The organism is Ideonella margarita (assembly GCF_038066635.1).
Taxonomy (GTDB): domain Bacteria; phylum Pseudomonadota; class Gammaproteobacteria; order Burkholderiales; family Burkholderiaceae_C; genus Ideonella; species Ideonella margarita.
Genome location: NZ_JBBUTI010000007.1, coordinates 192719 through 209416, shown reverse-complemented (window position 1 = coordinate 209416; position 16698 = coordinate 192719). Strand labels below are relative to the sequence as shown.

Below are 16698 nucleotides of genomic sequence, written 5' to 3'. Positions count from 1 at the left end.
ATTGTGCCGGGAAAGGCTTCTCTTCAGGCCCGCCAGCCCGCCCGGAAGCCCCGACAGCGGCTCGACTCAGCGGCTTTTTCGGCCAGGCCCTCGCCGCATCCGTAAAATCAGGAGATGAACGCTGTTTCCCGGTCCCGCGCACCCTCGTCGCTGCGCCCTGCTTTGCCCTCTGGTTTGCTCCATCTGCTGGCCACCTGTCTGGCCCTGGCCATTTGCAGCCTGACGCTCCCGGCGGCCCATGCCGTGGCGCTGCGTGCGCCCGACGCCAAGCCGGCTGATTTCCCGATCGAGCCCCAGGTGCTGCAACAAACCACCGAAGACGACCAGGTCCGGATCGACGAAACCCGGGTGGGCGGCGCGACGCGTAAGCTCACCGTGCAGCCGAAGATCAAGGGCATGCCCGCCTACGAGATCGCCACCCCCACGCCAGGCCGCCCAACGGCCCAGGACCCCAAGGCCGGACAACGCGTCTGGCTGAACATCGGCTTCTGAACAGGCACACCATGGCGGTCTATACCGAAGTGAATGCCTCTCAGGCAGGTGAGCTGGCGGCTGCGCTGGGTCTGGGTGAGGTGCTGGCGCTGCGCCCGATCAGCAGCGGCATCGAGAACACCAACTATTTCCTCACCACCTCCAGCGGCGAGTGGGTGCTGACGCTGTTCGAGCGCCTGCGCGCCGACCAGCTGCCTTTCTACCTGCACCTGATGCAGCACCTGGCCCGCGCCGGCCTGCCCGTGCCCGAGCCGCGCGGCAACCCGGCGGGTGAGCTGGTGCACAGCCTGGGCGGCAAGCCTGCGGCCGTGGTGAACCGGCTGAAGGGCGAGAGCCTCGACGCCCCCGACCTGCACCACTGCGCCCAGCTGGGCGGCGTGCTGGCGCGCATGCACCTGGCGGTGGAAAGCTTCCCGCTGCACCAGCCCAACCTGCGCGACATCGATTGGCGCGAGCAGGCCGCCCCCGTGGTGCGCCCTTACCTTGATGACTCGGCCGGCGCCCTGCTGGATGCCGAGATGGCCTTCCAGCACCACCTGGCGCAAAGCCCGGCCTACCGCGCCCTGCCGCGCGGCGCCGTGCACGCCGACCTGTTCCGCGACAACGCGATGTTTGACGGCCTGCCGGGCCGCGAGCAGCTCTCCGGCGTGTTCGACTTCTACTTCGCGGGCGTTGACACCTTCACCTATGACATCGGCGTCGTGATCAACGACTGGTGCGTCGACCTGGACACCGGCCGGCTGGACGTGGCCCGCGCCGAGGCCCTGTTGCAGGCCTACCAGGCCGTGCGCCCCCTGGCGGGTGATGAGCTGCGCCTGCTGCCGGGCCTGCGCCGGGCGGGCGCGCTGCGCTTCTGGCTCTCACGCCTGGGTGACTGGCACCTGCCGCGCGACGCCAGTCTGCTGACGCCCAAACCCCCCCTGCATTTCGAGCGCGTGCTGCGCGACTGCATCGAACAACCGTGGCACCCTGCGCAATGACCTTCGTACCCCCATGGCACTGATCCTCAAGACCGTCTCCGCCTCGCAAGGCCTGCGCTGGGTGCGGCTTGGCCTGCAGGAATTCATGCGGCACCCGCTGCCCTACTTCGGCCTGTTCGGCACGTTCCTGCTGGTGAACCTCGGCATGGGGCTGATTCCGCTGCTGGGCGAGTGGCTGATGATGATGACGCCCCCGCTGCTGCTGCTGGCCTTCATGCTGGCAGCCATGGCCAGCCAGCGCGGGCACCGGCCTGACCTGGCCGCCTACCTGGCCCCGTGGCGCTCGCCCGATCTGAACCGCCGTCGCAGCCTGCTGACGCTGTGCCTGATGTACGGCGTGGCCTGCATGGTGGCCCTGCAGATTGGCCGCTGGGTCGACGGCGGCGCGCTGGCCGCGCTGATGGACGGCATGGCCAAGCAGGTGACGCCGGAAGAGATGGAGACGCTGCTGCAGGCGCCGGGCCTGGTGGCCGGCATTGCCTGGCGCATCGGTCTGATCGCGCTGGTGAGCCTGCCGTTCTGCTTCGCGCCCGCGCTTGTGTTCTGGGTCGGTCAGGCGCCGCCGCAGGCGCTGTTTTCCAGCGCCCTGGCCATCAAGCGCAATGCCACGCCGTTCGCCTTGTTCATCGGGCTGTGGCTGGGCTTGACGGTGGTGGTGAGCCAGGTCACGGCCATGCTGGGACAGGCCGTGGGCGGCAGCTTCGGCATGATGCTGCTGCTCGGCGTGTCCACCTGCGTGAACTGCGCGGGTTACGTCTCGCTGTACTTCGCTTTCCGCGATTGTTTCGGCCAACCGGAAGGCACGGAGCCGCCGGAAGCGCCGAAGACCGAGGTCTGAAAACTCGCCGATCAGGGCTTGATCAAACCCGGCTGCGCACGTCCATCGTGACCTGGCCACGCGCACGCGCCGCGGCTACATCCTGCTCGATCTGCGCCAGCTCGCTGGTCGTGCGGGCCTGGCAGTCGCGGATGCACACCCGGCGGTCGCGCCCGGCGTCCTTGCCGATGAACAAGGCCAGGTCGACCAGGTTCAGCGCCTGCTCCCAGCCCACCGCCACCTGGTGCGGCGGCAGCGGGAACGCCGCGTAACCCAGGCTGCCCGTCACCTGCAGGCTGCTGCCGTCTGGCAACAACACGGGTTCCGCCGAAATAGCGTCGAGCAGGCGCTGCGCCATGGCATCCAGCGCATCGCCATGCAGGTGCGGCGCAAAGACCAGAAACTCCTCACCGCCCCAGCGGCACACCAGATCGGCTTCACGCACGGCCTTGCCCAGGCGGTGGGCCACTTCCACCAGCACGGCATCACCGGCGTTGTGGCCGTGGCGGTCGTTGACGCGCTTGAAGTGGTCGAGGTCGAGCAGCAGCAAGGCGCCGTCAAAACGCGGCAGGCCGTTGGCGCGCGCCTTCAGCATGTCGCGCAGGTGGCGGCGGTTGGCCAGGCCGGTCAGCGGGTCACGCTCGCTCTGCAGCTTCAGTTGCACCTCGCTGCGGCGCAGGGCACGGTTGGCCTCACGCGCACGGCTGACCAGCACGCCCACGGCCGCGCTGGCCAGCACCAGCAGCAGCACGCCCAGGGCCCACACCCGATAGAGCAGGCTCTGGTTGTCGAGCTGGGTGGCCTTGAGGGCGTTGTCACGCGCCAGCAGTTCGAGCTCGCGCTGCTCGGCCTGCGCCTGCTGCTGCTCACGCAACTGCTTCAGCAACGCGTCGCGGTTGCTTTGCTGGATCTGCTCGCGCAGCGCCTGTTCGCGGTGGTACAGATCGAGCGAGGCATGCACCTCGCCACGCGCGGCCAGCGCTTCCGAATGCTCATGCAGGGCTTCCTGCATCCGCCCCCAGGCGCCAGCGGCCTGCCACAGGCGCAGCGCGGCTTCCAGATCAGCACGCCCCGCCGCCACCTGGCCAAGCGCCAGCCGCGCCAAGCCGCCGTTGTGCAGCAGCACGGGCTCGCTGCGCACATCGTGCACGCGGCGCAGCACGGGCAGCGCCTGCTCAATGGCCTGGAGCGCTTCGCGCGGGCGGCCACTGCGCATCAAGGCGTCAGCCAGGTTCACCCGGATCAGGGCCATCTGGCGCTCCATGCCGGCGGCACGGGCCTGCGCCAGGGCCTCTTCCATGAAACGCCGCGCCGTCGCGTCTTCGCCCTTGCTGGTGGCCAGCCAGGATTGGGACACCCGCACGCGGGTGATGGCCAAGGGGCCCGCCAGACGGCCAAGCGTGTCGGCCTGCGCCATCGCACGCTGGGCCATCACCGGGTCGCCCTGGGCCTGGTGCAACAGCGCCAGGTTGCTCAAGGTCAGCGACTGCAGCAGGTTGTCGGCATGGCGCACGGCCAAGTCAAGACTGCGCTGCTGGAAGTCGATGGCCTCGATCCGGGCGCCGCGGGCCTCCGCACGGCTGCCCTGCATGCGCAGCACCCGCCACAGGCTGCGGTAGTCGCAACCAGGGCGAGGCTGAGCGCCTTCACAAAATCGTTGATAAGCGTCGGCAGCGCGGCGGGCATTGAGCAGCGCATCGTCGAAGCGACCGAGATGCTCGTCCGACTGGGCCAGCACCATCAAGGCGTCCGCGGCTGCCAGCGGGTCCGGCTGACCATCCGTCTGGATGGCGAGCAGCCGCTTGTGCGCCTGCTGCACCTCCTCGGTCAAACCGGAACGCGCCGCCACCGAGCCCTTGGTGCGCCAGCGCAGGCGTTGCCACACCGCGGCAGAAACGCCTTGCGGCGCCGGCACCTGGTCCAGCCAGGCCAGCACGGCCACCGCCTGGTCGTCACCTTCAAACTCGAGGTCGACCAGCTTGGCTTGCAACTCGGCGTGGGTGTCCGGCAGGCGCAACTTGGTCAGGTCTACCAGGCCGGCCTCAGATCGACCCGCCATCAGGCCGATGGCCAGTGCCACACCGACCGGCAACACCGCGCACCGGCGCAGGCGGCGACTGACCAGGCGCAGCGTCAGAGCAAAGGGTTCACTCATGTCGCCACCTCCTGCACCGGGCCATACAGGGGCGTCAGCGTGACCTCGCCGTTTTGCCAGGCGGCGGCCAGATCACTCATGGCGTTGTCGAGCGCGAACATGTCACTCACCGGCAAATGCCGGATGCCGAAAGCCCGGTTGCGGCCCTGGGCCTTGGCCAGGAACATGGCGGCATCCACCAGGTTCACGGCCTGCTCCCACGTCAGCGTGGGGGCGTCGGGCGGCAGCGGGAAGTCGGCGAAACCGATGGAGGCGGTCACGTTCATGGAATGGCCTTCATGTCGCATCGGCACAGCGCCGATGGCGCCCAGCAAGCGCTGCGCCAGCGCTTCGGTCTGCTCACGGCGACGCGGCCCGGTCACGACAAGGAACTCTTCGCCACCCCAGCGCAGCACATGGTCCTCCTCGCGCAGCACGGCTCGCAGGCGTCGCGCCACATCAGCCAGCACAGCGTCGCCGGCGGCATGGCCGTGCAGGTCGTTGATGCGCTTGAAGTGGTCGATGTCGATCAGGAACAGGCTGCCAGAGACCGGCAGCGCCTGATCGCCGTCATGGGTCAGTCGCTGGAAGTGGCGGCGGTTGCCGAGGCCGGTCAACGGGTCCCGCTCGCTCTGTTCCAGCAGGCGCTGGTTGTTGTGGTGCAGCGCACGCTGGGTGCGGCGCATGCGGCGGTAGCCCAGGCTGAGCCAGCCGAAGCTGAACAGCAGCACACCACCGGCCAGGGCCCATTCGCGCAGTTGCAGGTCACGCTGGCGCAGGGTTTCGGCCTTGAGCTGGTTTTCGTCGAGCAGCACGGCCTTCTCATGCCGCCGCTTGTCCGCCTCGAACGAAGCCTGGAGCTCCAGCAACACCCGCTGCTGGTCACGGCGGTAGGCCTCGTACGACAGGTCTCGCTCCTTGCGATAGACCGCCAGCGCATCGGCGGTATAGCCGCCCAGTTCGAGGTACTTGCCCAGCTCGCGCAGGGCGTCCGATTCGTCCACGATTTCGTCGGCCGCGTGCATGCGGTCGAGCTCGGCCTGCACCAGCGGCAGGCCCTTGTCTTTCTGGCGCGAAGCAATCAGCGCCAGGCCCAGGTTCTGACGGGCCAGGCGCTCTGCGGTGGCATAGCGCTGGGCGCGTGCCAGCGGCAGCGCCTGCTCCAGCAGGGCCTTGGCGCGGGCGTAATCAGCCCGACGCAGGTAGTAGTCGGCCAGGTTGGCCAGGCCCAGCGCCTCTTCACGCGCGGCACCGGCCTGCTGTGCGTGGTTGAGGGCACTTTCCAGCGCGGCCAGCTCGGCGCTGCGCACGGCGCCAGCGCCGGCAATGCCATCCCCCAGGCCCGGCGACGGGCTGTCCGTCAGCAGAATGCTGCGAACGGCCTGCACCTGGGAAAGAGACAACCAATCCTGTGCAGCCTGACCAATCGACAGCGCCTCGTCGATCAGCTGTGTCGCACGCTCCACTTCACCGGCACGTGCCAGCGCGTAAGCCAGCGACGAGCGCAGCGGCGTGCGGCGCCACTGCGTCGGTTCACGGTCAGCGGCGCCCAGCGCCAGCTGGTAGAGCCGAACCGACTCACCGAATCGGCCCAGGCTGTCATTGATGCCGCCGAAGACCGCCAGGCAATACAGGCGCACCTGCAGGAGCTGGCCACGGGCGACCGCCTCCAGGGCTTCGTCCTGCAGGCGCAGGGCCTGGGTCTGGTTGGTGCTGGCGCGCAATTGGTCGGCCTGCACGCAGGCGCGGCTGGCCTGGGCATCGGCGCGCACGGCGGTGGGCACTTCCCGCCCGGCTTCCAGCGTCGCCAGCGCCGACATCGTGGCGTTCGCCGGCTGTTCCAGCTTGATCTGCAATTCGCCCAGCAGGCGCAGCAGGGCCACCCGCTGGCTGTCGGTCAGCGGCGCGCCGGATTGCAGGCGCTGCGGCAAGGCAGCCGCCACTTCCATCGGATTGGCCCGTGCCCGGCGCTCGATCGTGTCGACTTCGTCGGCCGCAACAGCCACCACGGCGGACGCCGGGGCCTGCGCACGAGCCAGGGACGGCGCCGCAGCCGGTGCTGCGCCGGACACGGCAGAACTTGCCACGGACACCAACAAGGCCGCCAGCAACGCAGCGCTCCGCGCGCACCGGTCGCGCAGGCGCTGCTGAAGGTGCCCAAACGGCATGCGGGCCAAAGCAGGCATCAAGCTCAGTCGACCAGCGTCAACTTGGCGATGGACAGCGCCAGCCACTTCGGACCATGACGGCCGAAACGAACCTGCGCGCGGGCGTCCTCGCCCGTGCCTTCGAGCGTGATGACCACGCCTTCGCCGAACTTGTTGTGGAACACGCCCTGCCCCACCTTCAGCCCATGGCCTGACGCCTTGGCCTGCGCTGCCACCATGGCTGCGGGGACAGGCGGCGGGGCCGGCGGCTGCCAGCCGTTGTTGCGCCCTGCACCCACCACCGAGTTCAAGCCGCTGCCGCGCTCCCAGGCCTGCTGGTACTCCCGTGCAAAGCCTGAGCCAAAGCCCTGGTTGCGCGGCGTCAGCCACTTCAGGGCAGATTCGGGCAGTTCATCGAAGAAGCGGCTCTTGACGTTGTAGCGGGTCTGCCCGTGCAGCATGCGCGTCTGGCAGAAGCTCAGGTACAGGCGCTGGCGGGCACGGGTGATGGCCACGTACATCAGGCGGCGCTCTTCCTCCAGCCCGTCGGCATCCGACATCGCGTTTTCATGCGGGAACAGGCCTTCTTCCAGGCCCGTGATGAACACCGCATCAAACTCCAGGCCCTTGGCCGAGTGCACGGTCATCAGCTGGATGGCGTCCTGGCCGGCCTGCGCCTGGTTGTCACCGGCTTCCAGCGCGGCGTGCGTCAGGAAGGCGGCCAGCGGGCTCATGATCTCGCCGGTTTCGGCGTCCGGGGTCAGGTCGACCGCGGCCACGGCGTTCGGCAGGCCGGCGGCTGCGCCGTCTGACAACTGGCCCGGGCCAAACTCGTCCACCGGCAAGGCCACGGCGTCCTTGCCAAAACCTTCCTGGGTGACGAAGGCCTCGGCTGCATTCACCAGTTCTTCCAGATTCTCGATCCGGTCGGCGCCTTCTTTTTCGGTGCGGTAGAAGTCGATCAGGCCGGAGCGCTCCAGCATGTGCTCGATGATCTCTCGCAGCGTCAGGCCCAGCGTGGCGTTGCGCATGCCGTCGATCAGCCCATTGAAGGCCACCAGGTTGGCGCCGCCCTTGCCACCCACCGCGCCCACGCTTTGCCACAGGCTGCGGCCGGTCTGGCGGGCAGCGTCCTGCAGTTGCTCCAGCGTGCGGGCACCGATGCCACGGGTCGGGAAGTTCACCACCCGCAGGTAGCTGGTGTCGTCGTTGCAGTTCTCGATCAGGCGCAGATAAGCCAGCGCATGCTTGACTTCAGCACGCTCGAAGAAGCGCAAGCCGCCATACACGCGGTACGGAATGCCGGCATTGAACAGCGCCGACTCGATCACCCGCGACTGCGCATTGCTGCGGTACAGCAGCGCGATTTCCTTGCGCGCCACGCCTGAGCGGTGCAGCTGCTGGGCCTCTTCGAGGATCCACTGCGCCTCGCTGAAGTCGCTCGCGTTTTCCTGCACCCGCACCGGCTCACCCGGCCCGGCCTCGGTGCGCAGCGTCTTGCCCAGGCGCCGGCTGTTGTGGCCGATCAGGTGGTTGGCGGAATCAAGGATGTTGCCGAAGCTGCGGTAGTTGCGCTCCAGCTTGATGACCTGCTTGACGCGGAACTCGCGCTCGAAGTCGGCCATGTTGCCCACCTGCGCGCCGCGGAAAGCGTAGATGCTCTGGTCATCGTCGCCCACGGCCAGCACCGAGGCGTCGGGCGCGGCAAACATCTTCAGCCAGGCGTATTGCAGTCGGTTCGTGTCCTGGAACTCGTCGACCAGGATGTGGCGGAAGCGGCGGCGGTAGTGCTCGCGCAGCGCGGCGTCGTCGCGCATCAGCTCATAGGTGCGCAGCATCAGCTCGGCGAAGTCGACCACGCCTTCACGCTGACACTGGTCTTCGTAGGCCTGGTAGATCTCGACCATGGTCTGGGTCTGGCCGTCGTGCACCGGCACGTCCTTCGGACGCTGGCCGTTCTCCTTGGCGCCAGCAATGAACCAGTTCACCTGCTTGGGCACGAAGCGCTCTTCATCGAGCTTCAGCGCCTTGATGACGCGCTTGACGGCGCTCAGGGTGTCGCCGGCATCCAGGATCTGGAAGCTCTGCGGCAGGCCGGCCTGCTTCCAGTGCGCACGCAGGAAGCGGTTGCACAGGCCATGGAACGTGCCGATCCACATGCCGCGCACATTCACCGGCAGCATGGCCGACAGGCGGGTCAGCATTTCCTTGGCCGCCTTGTTGGTGAAGGTGACGGCCATGACGCCACCGATGGAGACCTGCGAGGTCTGCAGCAGCCAGGCGATGCGGGTGGTGAGGACGCGTGTCTTGCCGGAGCCGGCGCCCGCAAGGATCAGGGCCGCTTCGGCCGGGAGCGTGACAGCAGCGTATTGCTCGGGGTTCAACCCTCGCAGCAGGGCGCTGCCGTCGCCCATCAGGGGAAAGCCGGCAGCGTCGGAAAGGGGCGGGGTGTGCATCCATCCATTTTAGGGACCCCGGCGCCCTCCGTGACGGTCTTCACGCACGGGTACTTCGCTGGCTGGAGTGAGCGGCGGCGAAGATGCGTAGAATCAGTCACCGGGCCCAAATTCTGTCGCCCGGTTTTTTGTGCCTGCTCCACCCGCCCCTGGGTGGCTTCTGCGGCACCTCACCGGGCACAGGTCAAGCGCTCGCAGCCCTGCGGCGGCGCACTGCGTTCAACGCGCCGCCAGTGTTTTCACTGGAGCCTGTGAGATGGAAATCTTTGACTACGACAACGTCCTGTTGTTGCCCCGCCAATGCCGAGTGGAGAGCCGCGCCGAGTGCGATACCGGCGTCGACTTCGGCGGCCGCCGTTTCAAGTTGCCGGTCGTGCCGGCCAACATGAAGACCGTGGTGGACGAGCGCATCACCGAATGGATGGCCGCCAACGGCTATTTTTACGTGATGCACCGCTTCGACCTCGACAACGTGGCCTACGCCAAGCGCATGCGCGACCTGGGCCTGTATGTGTCGATCAGCTCGGGCGTGAAGCCCGCCGACCGTGACGTGATCGACCGCCTGGCGGCCGAAGGTGTCGGCGCCGACTACATCACCATCGACATCGCGCACGGCCACGCCGAAAGCGTGCGCCAGATGATCGCCTACATCAAGCAGCGCCTGCCGAACACCTTCGTCATCGCCGGCAACGTGGGCACGCCTGAAGGCGTGATCGACCTGGAAAACTGGGGCGCTGACGCGACCAAGGTCGGCATCGGCCCGGGCAAGGTCTGCATCACCCGCCTGAAGACCGGCTTCGGCACCGGCGGCTGGCAGCTCAGCGCGCTGAAGTGGTGTGCCCGCGTGGCCACGAAGCCCATCATTGCCGACGGGGGCATCCGGCACCACGGCGACATCGCCAAGAGCGTGCGTTTCGGCGCGGCCATGGTGATGGTGGGCTCGCTGTTCGCCGGCCATGAAGAATCACCCGGCGCCACCGTGGAAGTCGATGGCAAGCTCTACAAGGAGTACTACGGCTCCGCCAGCGACTTCAACAAGGGCGAGTACAAGCACGTGGAAGGCAAGCGCATCCTCGAACCCGTCAAGGGCAAGCTGGGTGACACGCTGCGCGAGATGCAGGAAGACCTGCAGAGCTCGATCAGCTATGCCGGTGGTCGCCAGCTGAACGATCTGCGCCGCGTGAACTACGTGATCCTGGGCGGCGAAAACGCCGGCGAACACCTGCTGATGTAAGCCGCTGCAAGACGCCGGGGCAACCCTGAAAATGAGGCGGTCGGGCCTGCACTAACATGCAGGCCCAACACGGGTGCAATCGACACCTGCCGCACTTTTGAGGGAGTTCCGGATGAGCCAGCCACAAGACCCGTACAACAACCCGTTTGCACCGCCGCAAGCCGAGGTCGCCGATGCCGCCGAGCAGGTGCAGGCGGGCGTGCTGGCTGGCCGTGGCACGCGGTTCTGGGCGGCGATGATCGACGGCGTGCTGGTCGCCGCACTGATGTTCGGCGGCGCAAGGCTGATGGGCATCGACCTGCTCCAGCAGGCGGAAGACGGCGGCACCAATACCCTCGTGGCGTTTGCCATCGGCATGGTGGGCACGCTGCTGCTGCAGGGCTGGCTGCTCTACACCCGCAGCCAGACCATCGGCAAGATGGCATTGGGCATCCGCATCGTCAAGGTCGACGGCAGCCATGCGAATGTCGGCCGCACCATCGGTCTGCGCATCTTCGTGATGACCGCGCTCAACATGATCCCGGGCGTCGGCCAGATCATCGGCCTGATCGATGCGCTGATGATCTTCGGCAAATCACGTCGCTGCCTGCACGACCTGATCGCCGGCACCGTGGTCGTCAAGGCCTGAGTTGCCGGTGCCGGCAGCCGCCGCGCCGCTCGACACGCTGCGCCACACTGAAACGCCCGAGGGCGTGACGCTTCACCTGCGCCCTGCCGGTGCGCCGGCACGCGCGCTCGCCTGGGCCGTCGACTTCATCCTGCGCCTCGTCATGTTCAGCGTGCTGGTGGGCGCGCTCGCGCAGCTCAAGGGCTTCGGCATGGGCATGGCGGCCATCATCGCCTTCGTGCTGGAGTGGTTCTACCCGGTGCTGTTCGAACTGGCGCCGGGCGCGGCCACACCGGGCAAGCGGCTGCTGGGCCTGCGCGTGGTGATGGCCGACGGACTGCCGGTGACGCCCAGCGCCTCGGTGCTGCGCAACCTGCTGCGCGCGGTTGATTTCCTGCCCTTCCTGTACCTGCTGGGTGGCCTGACCATGCTGGCGCGCAGTGACTTCCGCCGCCTCGGCGACCTGGTGGCGCAGACGCTGGTGGTGCACCAGCCGCCCGAGTGGCGCTCAAGCAGCCTGCCGGCCGGCCCTGCGCTGGCCCCATCCCGGCCACTCACCCTGGCCCAGCAGCGTGCCGTGCTGGCGCTGGCCCAGCGACATGCCGTGCTCACCGCCGCCCGCTTCGAGGAAATGGCCCGGCCGCTTGCGGCCTGGCTGCCCGCCACCGACACCCTGCCCGGCGCGATGACGCCATCGGGCGCGCCTCAGGCTGAAGCGACCGAGCGCCTGCTGGCACTGGCTCGTCACCTGCTCGGCCAACGCGACGAGGCCCAGCGATGACCCCGGCGCAATTCGACCAGCAACACCAGCCAGTGTGGGACGAGCTGCAAGACCTGCTCGACGCCCTGGAGCAAAGCCAGCGCCTGCTGCCCTCGGGCTGGAAACTGCCCTGGCGCCGTGGAAAGAAAAAAGCCGAAGGGGCGGTTCTGCCACCGACGGCCGCAGCCCCGGCGCGCGCCCTGCCTGCCCATGACCCTGCCCGCCTGGCGGCCCTGTACCGCCGCAGCTGTGAACACCTGGCGCTGGCCCGCAGCCGGCACTACCCGGTGTCGCGCGTGGCCGCGCTCGAAACCCTGACCGCACGCGCCCACCAGGCCATCTACCGGCACCAGGGCAACCCGCTGCGCGGCGTAGGCCAGCTGCTGCGGCACGGCGTGCCGGCCTGCGTGCGCCAGCACCGCACCCACGTGCTGCTGGCCCTGGCCGCTTTTGGGCTGCCCCTCGTGCTGATGCTGGTGGCCTGCTGGATCAAGCCGACGCTGGTGCTGACCGTGATGGGCGCCGACCAGGCCCGTGGCATGGCCCAGATGTACGCGCCCGAGGCCGAGGTGATCGGGCGACAGCGCGGCGCCGGGGACGACGTGGCGATGTTCGGCTTCTACATCGCGCACAACATCGGCATCGCCTTCCAGTGTTTCGCCAGCGGCCTGCTGATGGGGCTGGGCGCGCTGTATTACCTGCTGTTCAACGGCGCGATGATCGGCGCGGTGGCCGGCTACCTCACGGTGGGCGGACAAGGCCCGCAGTTCTGGCCCTTCGTGGTCACGCACAGCGCTTATGAGTTGACCGGCATCGTGTTGTCAGGCGCCTGCGGGCTGCGACTCGGGCAGGCGGTGCTGATGCCGGGCCGGCAGCGCCGCCTGGATGCGCTGGCCACCGCCGGCCAGCAGATCTGGCCCTTGCTGGTGGCCACCACGGCCCTGTTGCTGGTGGCCGCTGCCGTGGAGGCGTTCTGGTCGAGTGCCGCGTGGGTCGAGCCGCGAATCAAATTCACCGTGGGAGCCTTGAGCTGGTGCCTGGTGATGGCCTGGCTGAGTGGCTGGCTCAGCGGTGGCCGCAGCCCGGAGGTGCGTGATGGCCGCTGACACCGCCCACGGCGGCCTGCAACTGGCGCTGCGCAGCCGCTCGATGTTCGAGGCCCTCGACCTCGGCACCCGCTTGGCCTGGCGGGAATGGCCGGGCCTGCTGCGGGTCTACGCACCGGTCGCCTTGTTCGTGGCCATCATTGCCCTGGCGAGTGGCCTGTTGAGCAGCTGGGCACCCTGGATCGTGGTGTGGTTCTGCAAGCCCTGGCTCGACCGCGTGCTGCTGCACTTCTACGCGCGCCGGGCGTTCGCCCAACCGTGCACCCTGGCTGACGTGCTGACCGGCCCGGTGCTGTTCTCGCCCCGGCTGTGGCCGCAGCTGCTGGCTGCGCGCTTGTCGCCCTGGAGGGCGATGGTGCAGCCGGTGATGCAGCTGGAAGGGCTGCGCGGCCCGGCCCTGGCCGCGCGCAAGAAGGTGCTGCTGGGCGGTTGCCGCGGCGCAGCTGCGATGGCGCAACTGGCCTGGGCACACCTGGAAGCCTGGCTGGCCTGTGCGCTGGCCATCGCCTACTTCTGGGCTGACCCGTTCAGCCCGATGTCGCAACTGATTCCGTGGATTTCTTCGGAGGAAGGCAGTGCCCCGGTGGTGCTGGCCATCTGCCAGGTGCTGGCCGCACTGGTGCTGGAGCCTTTGTCGCTGGCCGGCGGTTTCATGATGTACCTGAACCGGCGCGTGACGCTCGAATCCTGGGACATCGAGCAGGAGGTGCGCGATGCGTTCGCAGCCTGACATCCTGCGCGCCCGGCCCGACTTGTTGCGACGGACCGCCATGCGCCTGGCTCTGGTGGTGAGCCTGTGGGCGGCGTGGCCTGCGGCCCTGTTGGCCAACCCGGCTGCCGCCCCGGTGGCGACGCCTGCCGCCACATCTGCCCCCGTCACATCTGCCCCCGCCAGCGTCTTGCCGCTGGAACGCGTGCGCGCCGCGGCCAGTGCCGTGTCCGCCGACCCGCTGCTGGGCGGCGAGCGCATGCAGCGCACCTTGAAATGGGTGAACGACGACAAGAAGAAGGACAAGGACAAGCCCGATGACACCGCGGCGTGGCTGAAGGGCCTGGCCGAATGGCTGGCCGACGCCGGGCGTTTGCTGGCATGGCTAGCCTTTGCCGTGGCGCTGGCCTTGCTGGCCGTGCTGGGTTGGCGGCTCTGGGGACGTCGCCCTGTGGCGGCCATCGCCGAGGCTTTGCCCACCCACGTCGGCCAGCTCGACATCCGCCCGGACAGCCTGCCCGAGCCGGTGGGGCAAGCCGCCGCCGCACTGTGGCAGGCCGGTGACGGCCGCGCCGCATTGGCGCTGCTGTACCGCGCCGCCCTGTCTCGCCTGGTGCATCGTCACCGCGTGCGGGTGCGCAGCGCCAGCACCGAACAAGAGTGCCTGCAACTGGCCGCCCCGCACCTCACCGCTGATGCGAACGCCTTCCTCGGCATCCTGATCGACGCCTGGCTGCGTTGCGGCTATGCCCACACCCTGCCGTCGAACGACACCATGGCCGTGCTGTGCGCCCGCTTCGACATCCAACTGGGCCGCCCCACCGAAGACGCCCCGCAAACTCAGTCGGGGGCCGCCGCATGAAGCCCTGGCTCAGACCGTTGACCTGGGTGCTGGTGTTGCTGCTGCTGGGCGGCGGTACCTACTGGGTGGCACAGAACACCTACTGGGCGGAAGAGCCAACCCGCACGGCCCGGCGCGGCGCCGCGCTCACTGATCACAACTACGTGCTGCGGCAATGGTTGCAGGCACAGGGCAGCAGCCTGACCGTGGTGGCCCAGCTGGACCCGCTGCCGCCCAAGGGCACGACGCTGGTGCTCGGATCTGACCTGTGGGACATGCAGCAGCAACGCCTGCAGGCCGTGCAGCAATGGGTGGCGCAGGGCGGGCACCTGGTCGTGATGGCCAACGTGCTGGTGGACCGGACCGCTGAGGACGCACCGGACCCGCTGCTCGCCTGGCTGGGCCTGAAGCTCGAGCGCCCCTGGGAAATCCGGCATCGCCAGAAGGTGGCGGCCAATCATCGAAACAAGGCGGCCTCTGCGCCGACGGACAACGACGATGAGGAAGACGACGAGGACGATGAAGACGCGGACCCAGTCACTGGCAATCACGACACCGCCCCCCCTTCTGGCGCAGACGACCGCGTCCTGCGCGACGTGATCAACCCGCGGGAAAAGGTGAAGTGCAACTGGTCCGTCACCGAGCCCGAGCCAGGCAGCGCGAACCTGGGGCCCGACTACGCCGCCCACTTCACCTCACACTTCCCCGGCCTGCGCACCTACGCGCTGTGCACTGAAACCAACGGCGTGCTGCGCACCACCCAGGCGCCCCGCTGGGGCCTGCAGGATGCACTGGGATGGCGGGTGCTGCGGCTGCCCGTTGGCCAGGGCCAGGTGACGGTATCGACCCAGTACCTGTTGCCGAACGATGTCAGCGAGCTGGAGCGCGATCACCCGGCGCTGATGGCCGCCACCCTGGACCTGCATGCCGGCGATGCCGTCTGGCTGGCCGAGACCGAGGCCATGCCCGTGCTGCCGCTCTGGCTTTGGCAGGTGGCGCCGGCCACCTGCGCCTTGCTGCTGCTGGCGGCCGCCACTGCCCTGTGGCGCGCGGTGCCGCGTTTCGGCCCGCTGCGCCAGCCGGCGCCTGATCGCCGTCGATCACTGACGGCGCAGGTGGAAGGCACCGCCGCATTCCTGCTGCACCAGCGCAGCCCCTTGCTGATGCAGGTGCAACTTCGTGCGCTGCGTGAGACCTGGACACGCCACGGCACGGCTTCACCGGCCATCGCCGTGGCTGCCACCTGGCCGGAACTGGCACGCGCCATCGCCCACGCCACCGGGCTGGAGGCGGCCGCCCTCACCGCAGCCGGCAACCCCACGACCAAGCCGCGCACCGTGCGGCAGCTCCTCCACGACCTGCGACTGCTGGAAACGGCACGCAGGCGCATTCTTGCGGCGCCACGGGCGCCCACCTCGACAGGACCTCAGCCATGAGCATTGACGCCACCGACCTGCACCAGGCGCGCCTGGACCTTTCCAGCCTGCGTGACCAGATCGCCCGCGCCCTGGTGGGCCAGACCGCCGCCGTCGAGCAAACCGTGATGGCCCTGCTGGCCAGCGGCCATGTGCTGCTGGAAGGCGTGCCCGGCCTCGGCAAGACGCTGCTGGCCCGCGCCCTGGGCCAGGCTCTGGCACTCGACTTTGCACGCGTGCAGTTCACGCCTGACCTGATGCCCTCCGACATCACCGGCCAGACCGTGCTGGAAGGCGGCGAGCTGCGCGTACGCCAGGGCCCGGTGTTCACCCACCTGCTGCTGGCCGACGAGGTGAACCGCGCCCCCGCCAAAACCCAGAGCGCGCTGCTGGAGGTGATGCAGGAAGGCCAGGTCACGCTGGAGGGTCGATCGATGGCGCTGCCCCGGCCCTTCATGGTGCTGGCCACGCAGAACCCGGTGGACGCCGAAGGCACCTACCTGCTGCCCGAAGCGCAGCGTGACCGCTTTCTGCTGAAGATCGACCTGGACTACCCGGATGCGCGCGACGAAGCCGCCGTGGTGCACCGCGCCACCGCCGGCAGCGCGGGCGACGCCCTGCCCTTGAACGACGTGCAACCCTGCCTGAGCCGCGACCGCGTGCTGGCCTTGCAGAACATGGTGGCGCAGGTCACGGTGGACGCCGCCGCGCTCGATTACGCCGTGCGCATCGTGCGTGGCACGCGGCAACTGCCGGGTTTGTCCAGCGGCGCCGGCACCCGTGGCGCCATCGCGCTGGTGCGTCTGGCGCGGGCGGCTGCCCTGATGGGCGGCCGCGACTTTGTCATTCCCGACGACGTGAAACAGCATGCCGTGGCCGCCCTGCGCCACCGGGTGCAGTTGTCGGCCGACGCCCAGCTGGACGGCCTGCGTGTGGACAGCCTGCTGGCCGACTGGCTGGAACAAGTGGAAGCACCCCGCCAGTGAGCACGGCCCAGCCA

Annotated in this window: 14 protein-coding genes; 11 read left to right on the top strand and 3 right to left on the bottom strand. The window is 68.7% G+C overall.

What is annotated here, in order from left to right; translation table 11 throughout:
• Positions 1–114 precede the first annotated feature (114 nt).
• From AACH00_RS11970 to AACH00_RS11960, 3 genes are read left to right on the top strand one after another with little or no spacing between them, the layout of a single operon-like run.
• On the top strand, positions 115–492 hold the full coding sequence (locus AACH00_RS11970; protein WP_341399369.1) for a hypothetical protein: 378 nt from the start codon (positions 115–117) through the stop codon (positions 490–492).
• 11 nt (positions 493–503) lie between these two features.
• The gene (locus tag AACH00_RS11965; RefSeq protein WP_341399368.1) at positions 504–1472 is read left to right on the top strand and encodes a homoserine kinase; all 969 of its coding nucleotides are present in this window, start codon (positions 504–506) and stop codon (positions 1470–1472) included.
• Positions 1473–1485: 13 nt separating this feature from the next.
• Entirely contained in the window at positions 1486–2310 is an 825-nt protein-coding gene (locus AACH00_RS11960; RefSeq protein ID WP_341399367.1) for a BPSS1780 family membrane protein, read from the top strand.
• A gap of 22 nt (positions 2311–2332) precedes the next feature.
• Here the strand turns inward: AACH00_RS11960 and AACH00_RS11955 are convergent, their stop codons facing one another.
• The 3 genes from AACH00_RS11955 to AACH00_RS11945 form a co-directional block, all read right to left on the bottom strand.
• On the bottom strand, positions 2333–4444 hold the full coding sequence (locus AACH00_RS11955; RefSeq protein WP_341399366.1) for a tetratricopeptide repeat-containing diguanylate cyclase: 2112 nt from the start codon (positions 4442–4444) through the stop codon (positions 2333–2335).
• Positions 4441–6510, bottom strand: a complete 2070-nt coding sequence (locus AACH00_RS11950) for a GGDEF domain-containing protein (protein ID WP_341399365.1) — start codon at positions 6508–6510, stop codon at positions 4441–4443. The genes AACH00_RS11955 and AACH00_RS11950 overlap by 4 nt, the downstream gene beginning before the upstream one ends.
• A 104-nt stretch (positions 6511–6614) precedes the next feature.
• On the bottom strand, positions 6615–9026 hold the full coding sequence (locus AACH00_RS11945) for a UvrD-helicase domain-containing protein (protein ID WP_423221925.1): 2412 nt from the start codon (positions 9024–9026) through the stop codon (positions 6615–6617).
• Positions 9027–9282: 256 nt separating this feature from the next.
• On the opposite strand from AACH00_RS11945, the gene AACH00_RS11940 reads away from it, so the two are divergent.
• The 8 genes from AACH00_RS11940 (at position 9283) to AACH00_RS11905 (ending at position 16684) form a co-directional block, all read left to right on the top strand.
• Positions 9283–10260, top strand: coding sequence for a GMP reductase (locus AACH00_RS11940; RefSeq protein WP_341399364.1), 978 nt, complete (start codon positions 9283–9285; stop codon positions 10258–10260).
• 112 nt (positions 10261–10372) lie between these two features.
• Complete coding sequence (locus AACH00_RS11935; protein WP_341399363.1) at positions 10373–10888, top strand: RDD family protein; 516 nt, start codon at positions 10373–10375, stop codon at positions 10886–10888.
• A gap of 7 nt (positions 10889–10895) precedes the next feature.
• A complete protein-coding gene (locus AACH00_RS11930) occupies positions 10896–11648 on the top strand; it encodes an RDD family protein (protein ID WP_341399362.1) in 753 nt (250 codons plus the stop codon).
• Entirely contained in the window at positions 11645–12733 is a 1089-nt protein-coding gene (locus tag AACH00_RS11925; protein WP_341399361.1) for a stage II sporulation protein M, read from the top strand. The genes AACH00_RS11930 and AACH00_RS11925 overlap by 4 nt, the downstream gene beginning before the upstream one ends.
• Positions 12723–13463, top strand: a complete 741-nt coding sequence (locus AACH00_RS11920; RefSeq protein ID WP_341399360.1) for a hypothetical protein — start codon at positions 12723–12725, stop codon at positions 13461–13463. Before AACH00_RS11925 ends, AACH00_RS11920 begins: the two co-directional genes overlap by 11 nt.
• Positions 13447–14304: a DUF4129 domain-containing protein gene (locus AACH00_RS11915; protein WP_341399359.1), complete on the top strand. Its 858-nt coding sequence runs from the start codon at positions 13447–13449 to the stop codon at positions 14302–14304. Before AACH00_RS11920 ends, AACH00_RS11915 begins: the two co-directional genes overlap by 17 nt.
• Entirely contained in the window at positions 14301–15719 is a 1419-nt protein-coding gene (locus AACH00_RS11910) for a DUF4350 domain-containing protein (protein ID WP_341399358.1), read from the top strand. Before AACH00_RS11915 ends, AACH00_RS11910 begins: the two co-directional genes overlap by 4 nt.
• Entirely contained in the window at positions 15716–16684 is a 969-nt protein-coding gene (locus AACH00_RS11905) for an AAA family ATPase (RefSeq protein ID WP_341399357.1), read from the top strand. Before AACH00_RS11910 ends, AACH00_RS11905 begins: the two co-directional genes overlap by 4 nt.
• Positions 16685–16698 lie beyond the last annotated feature (14 nt).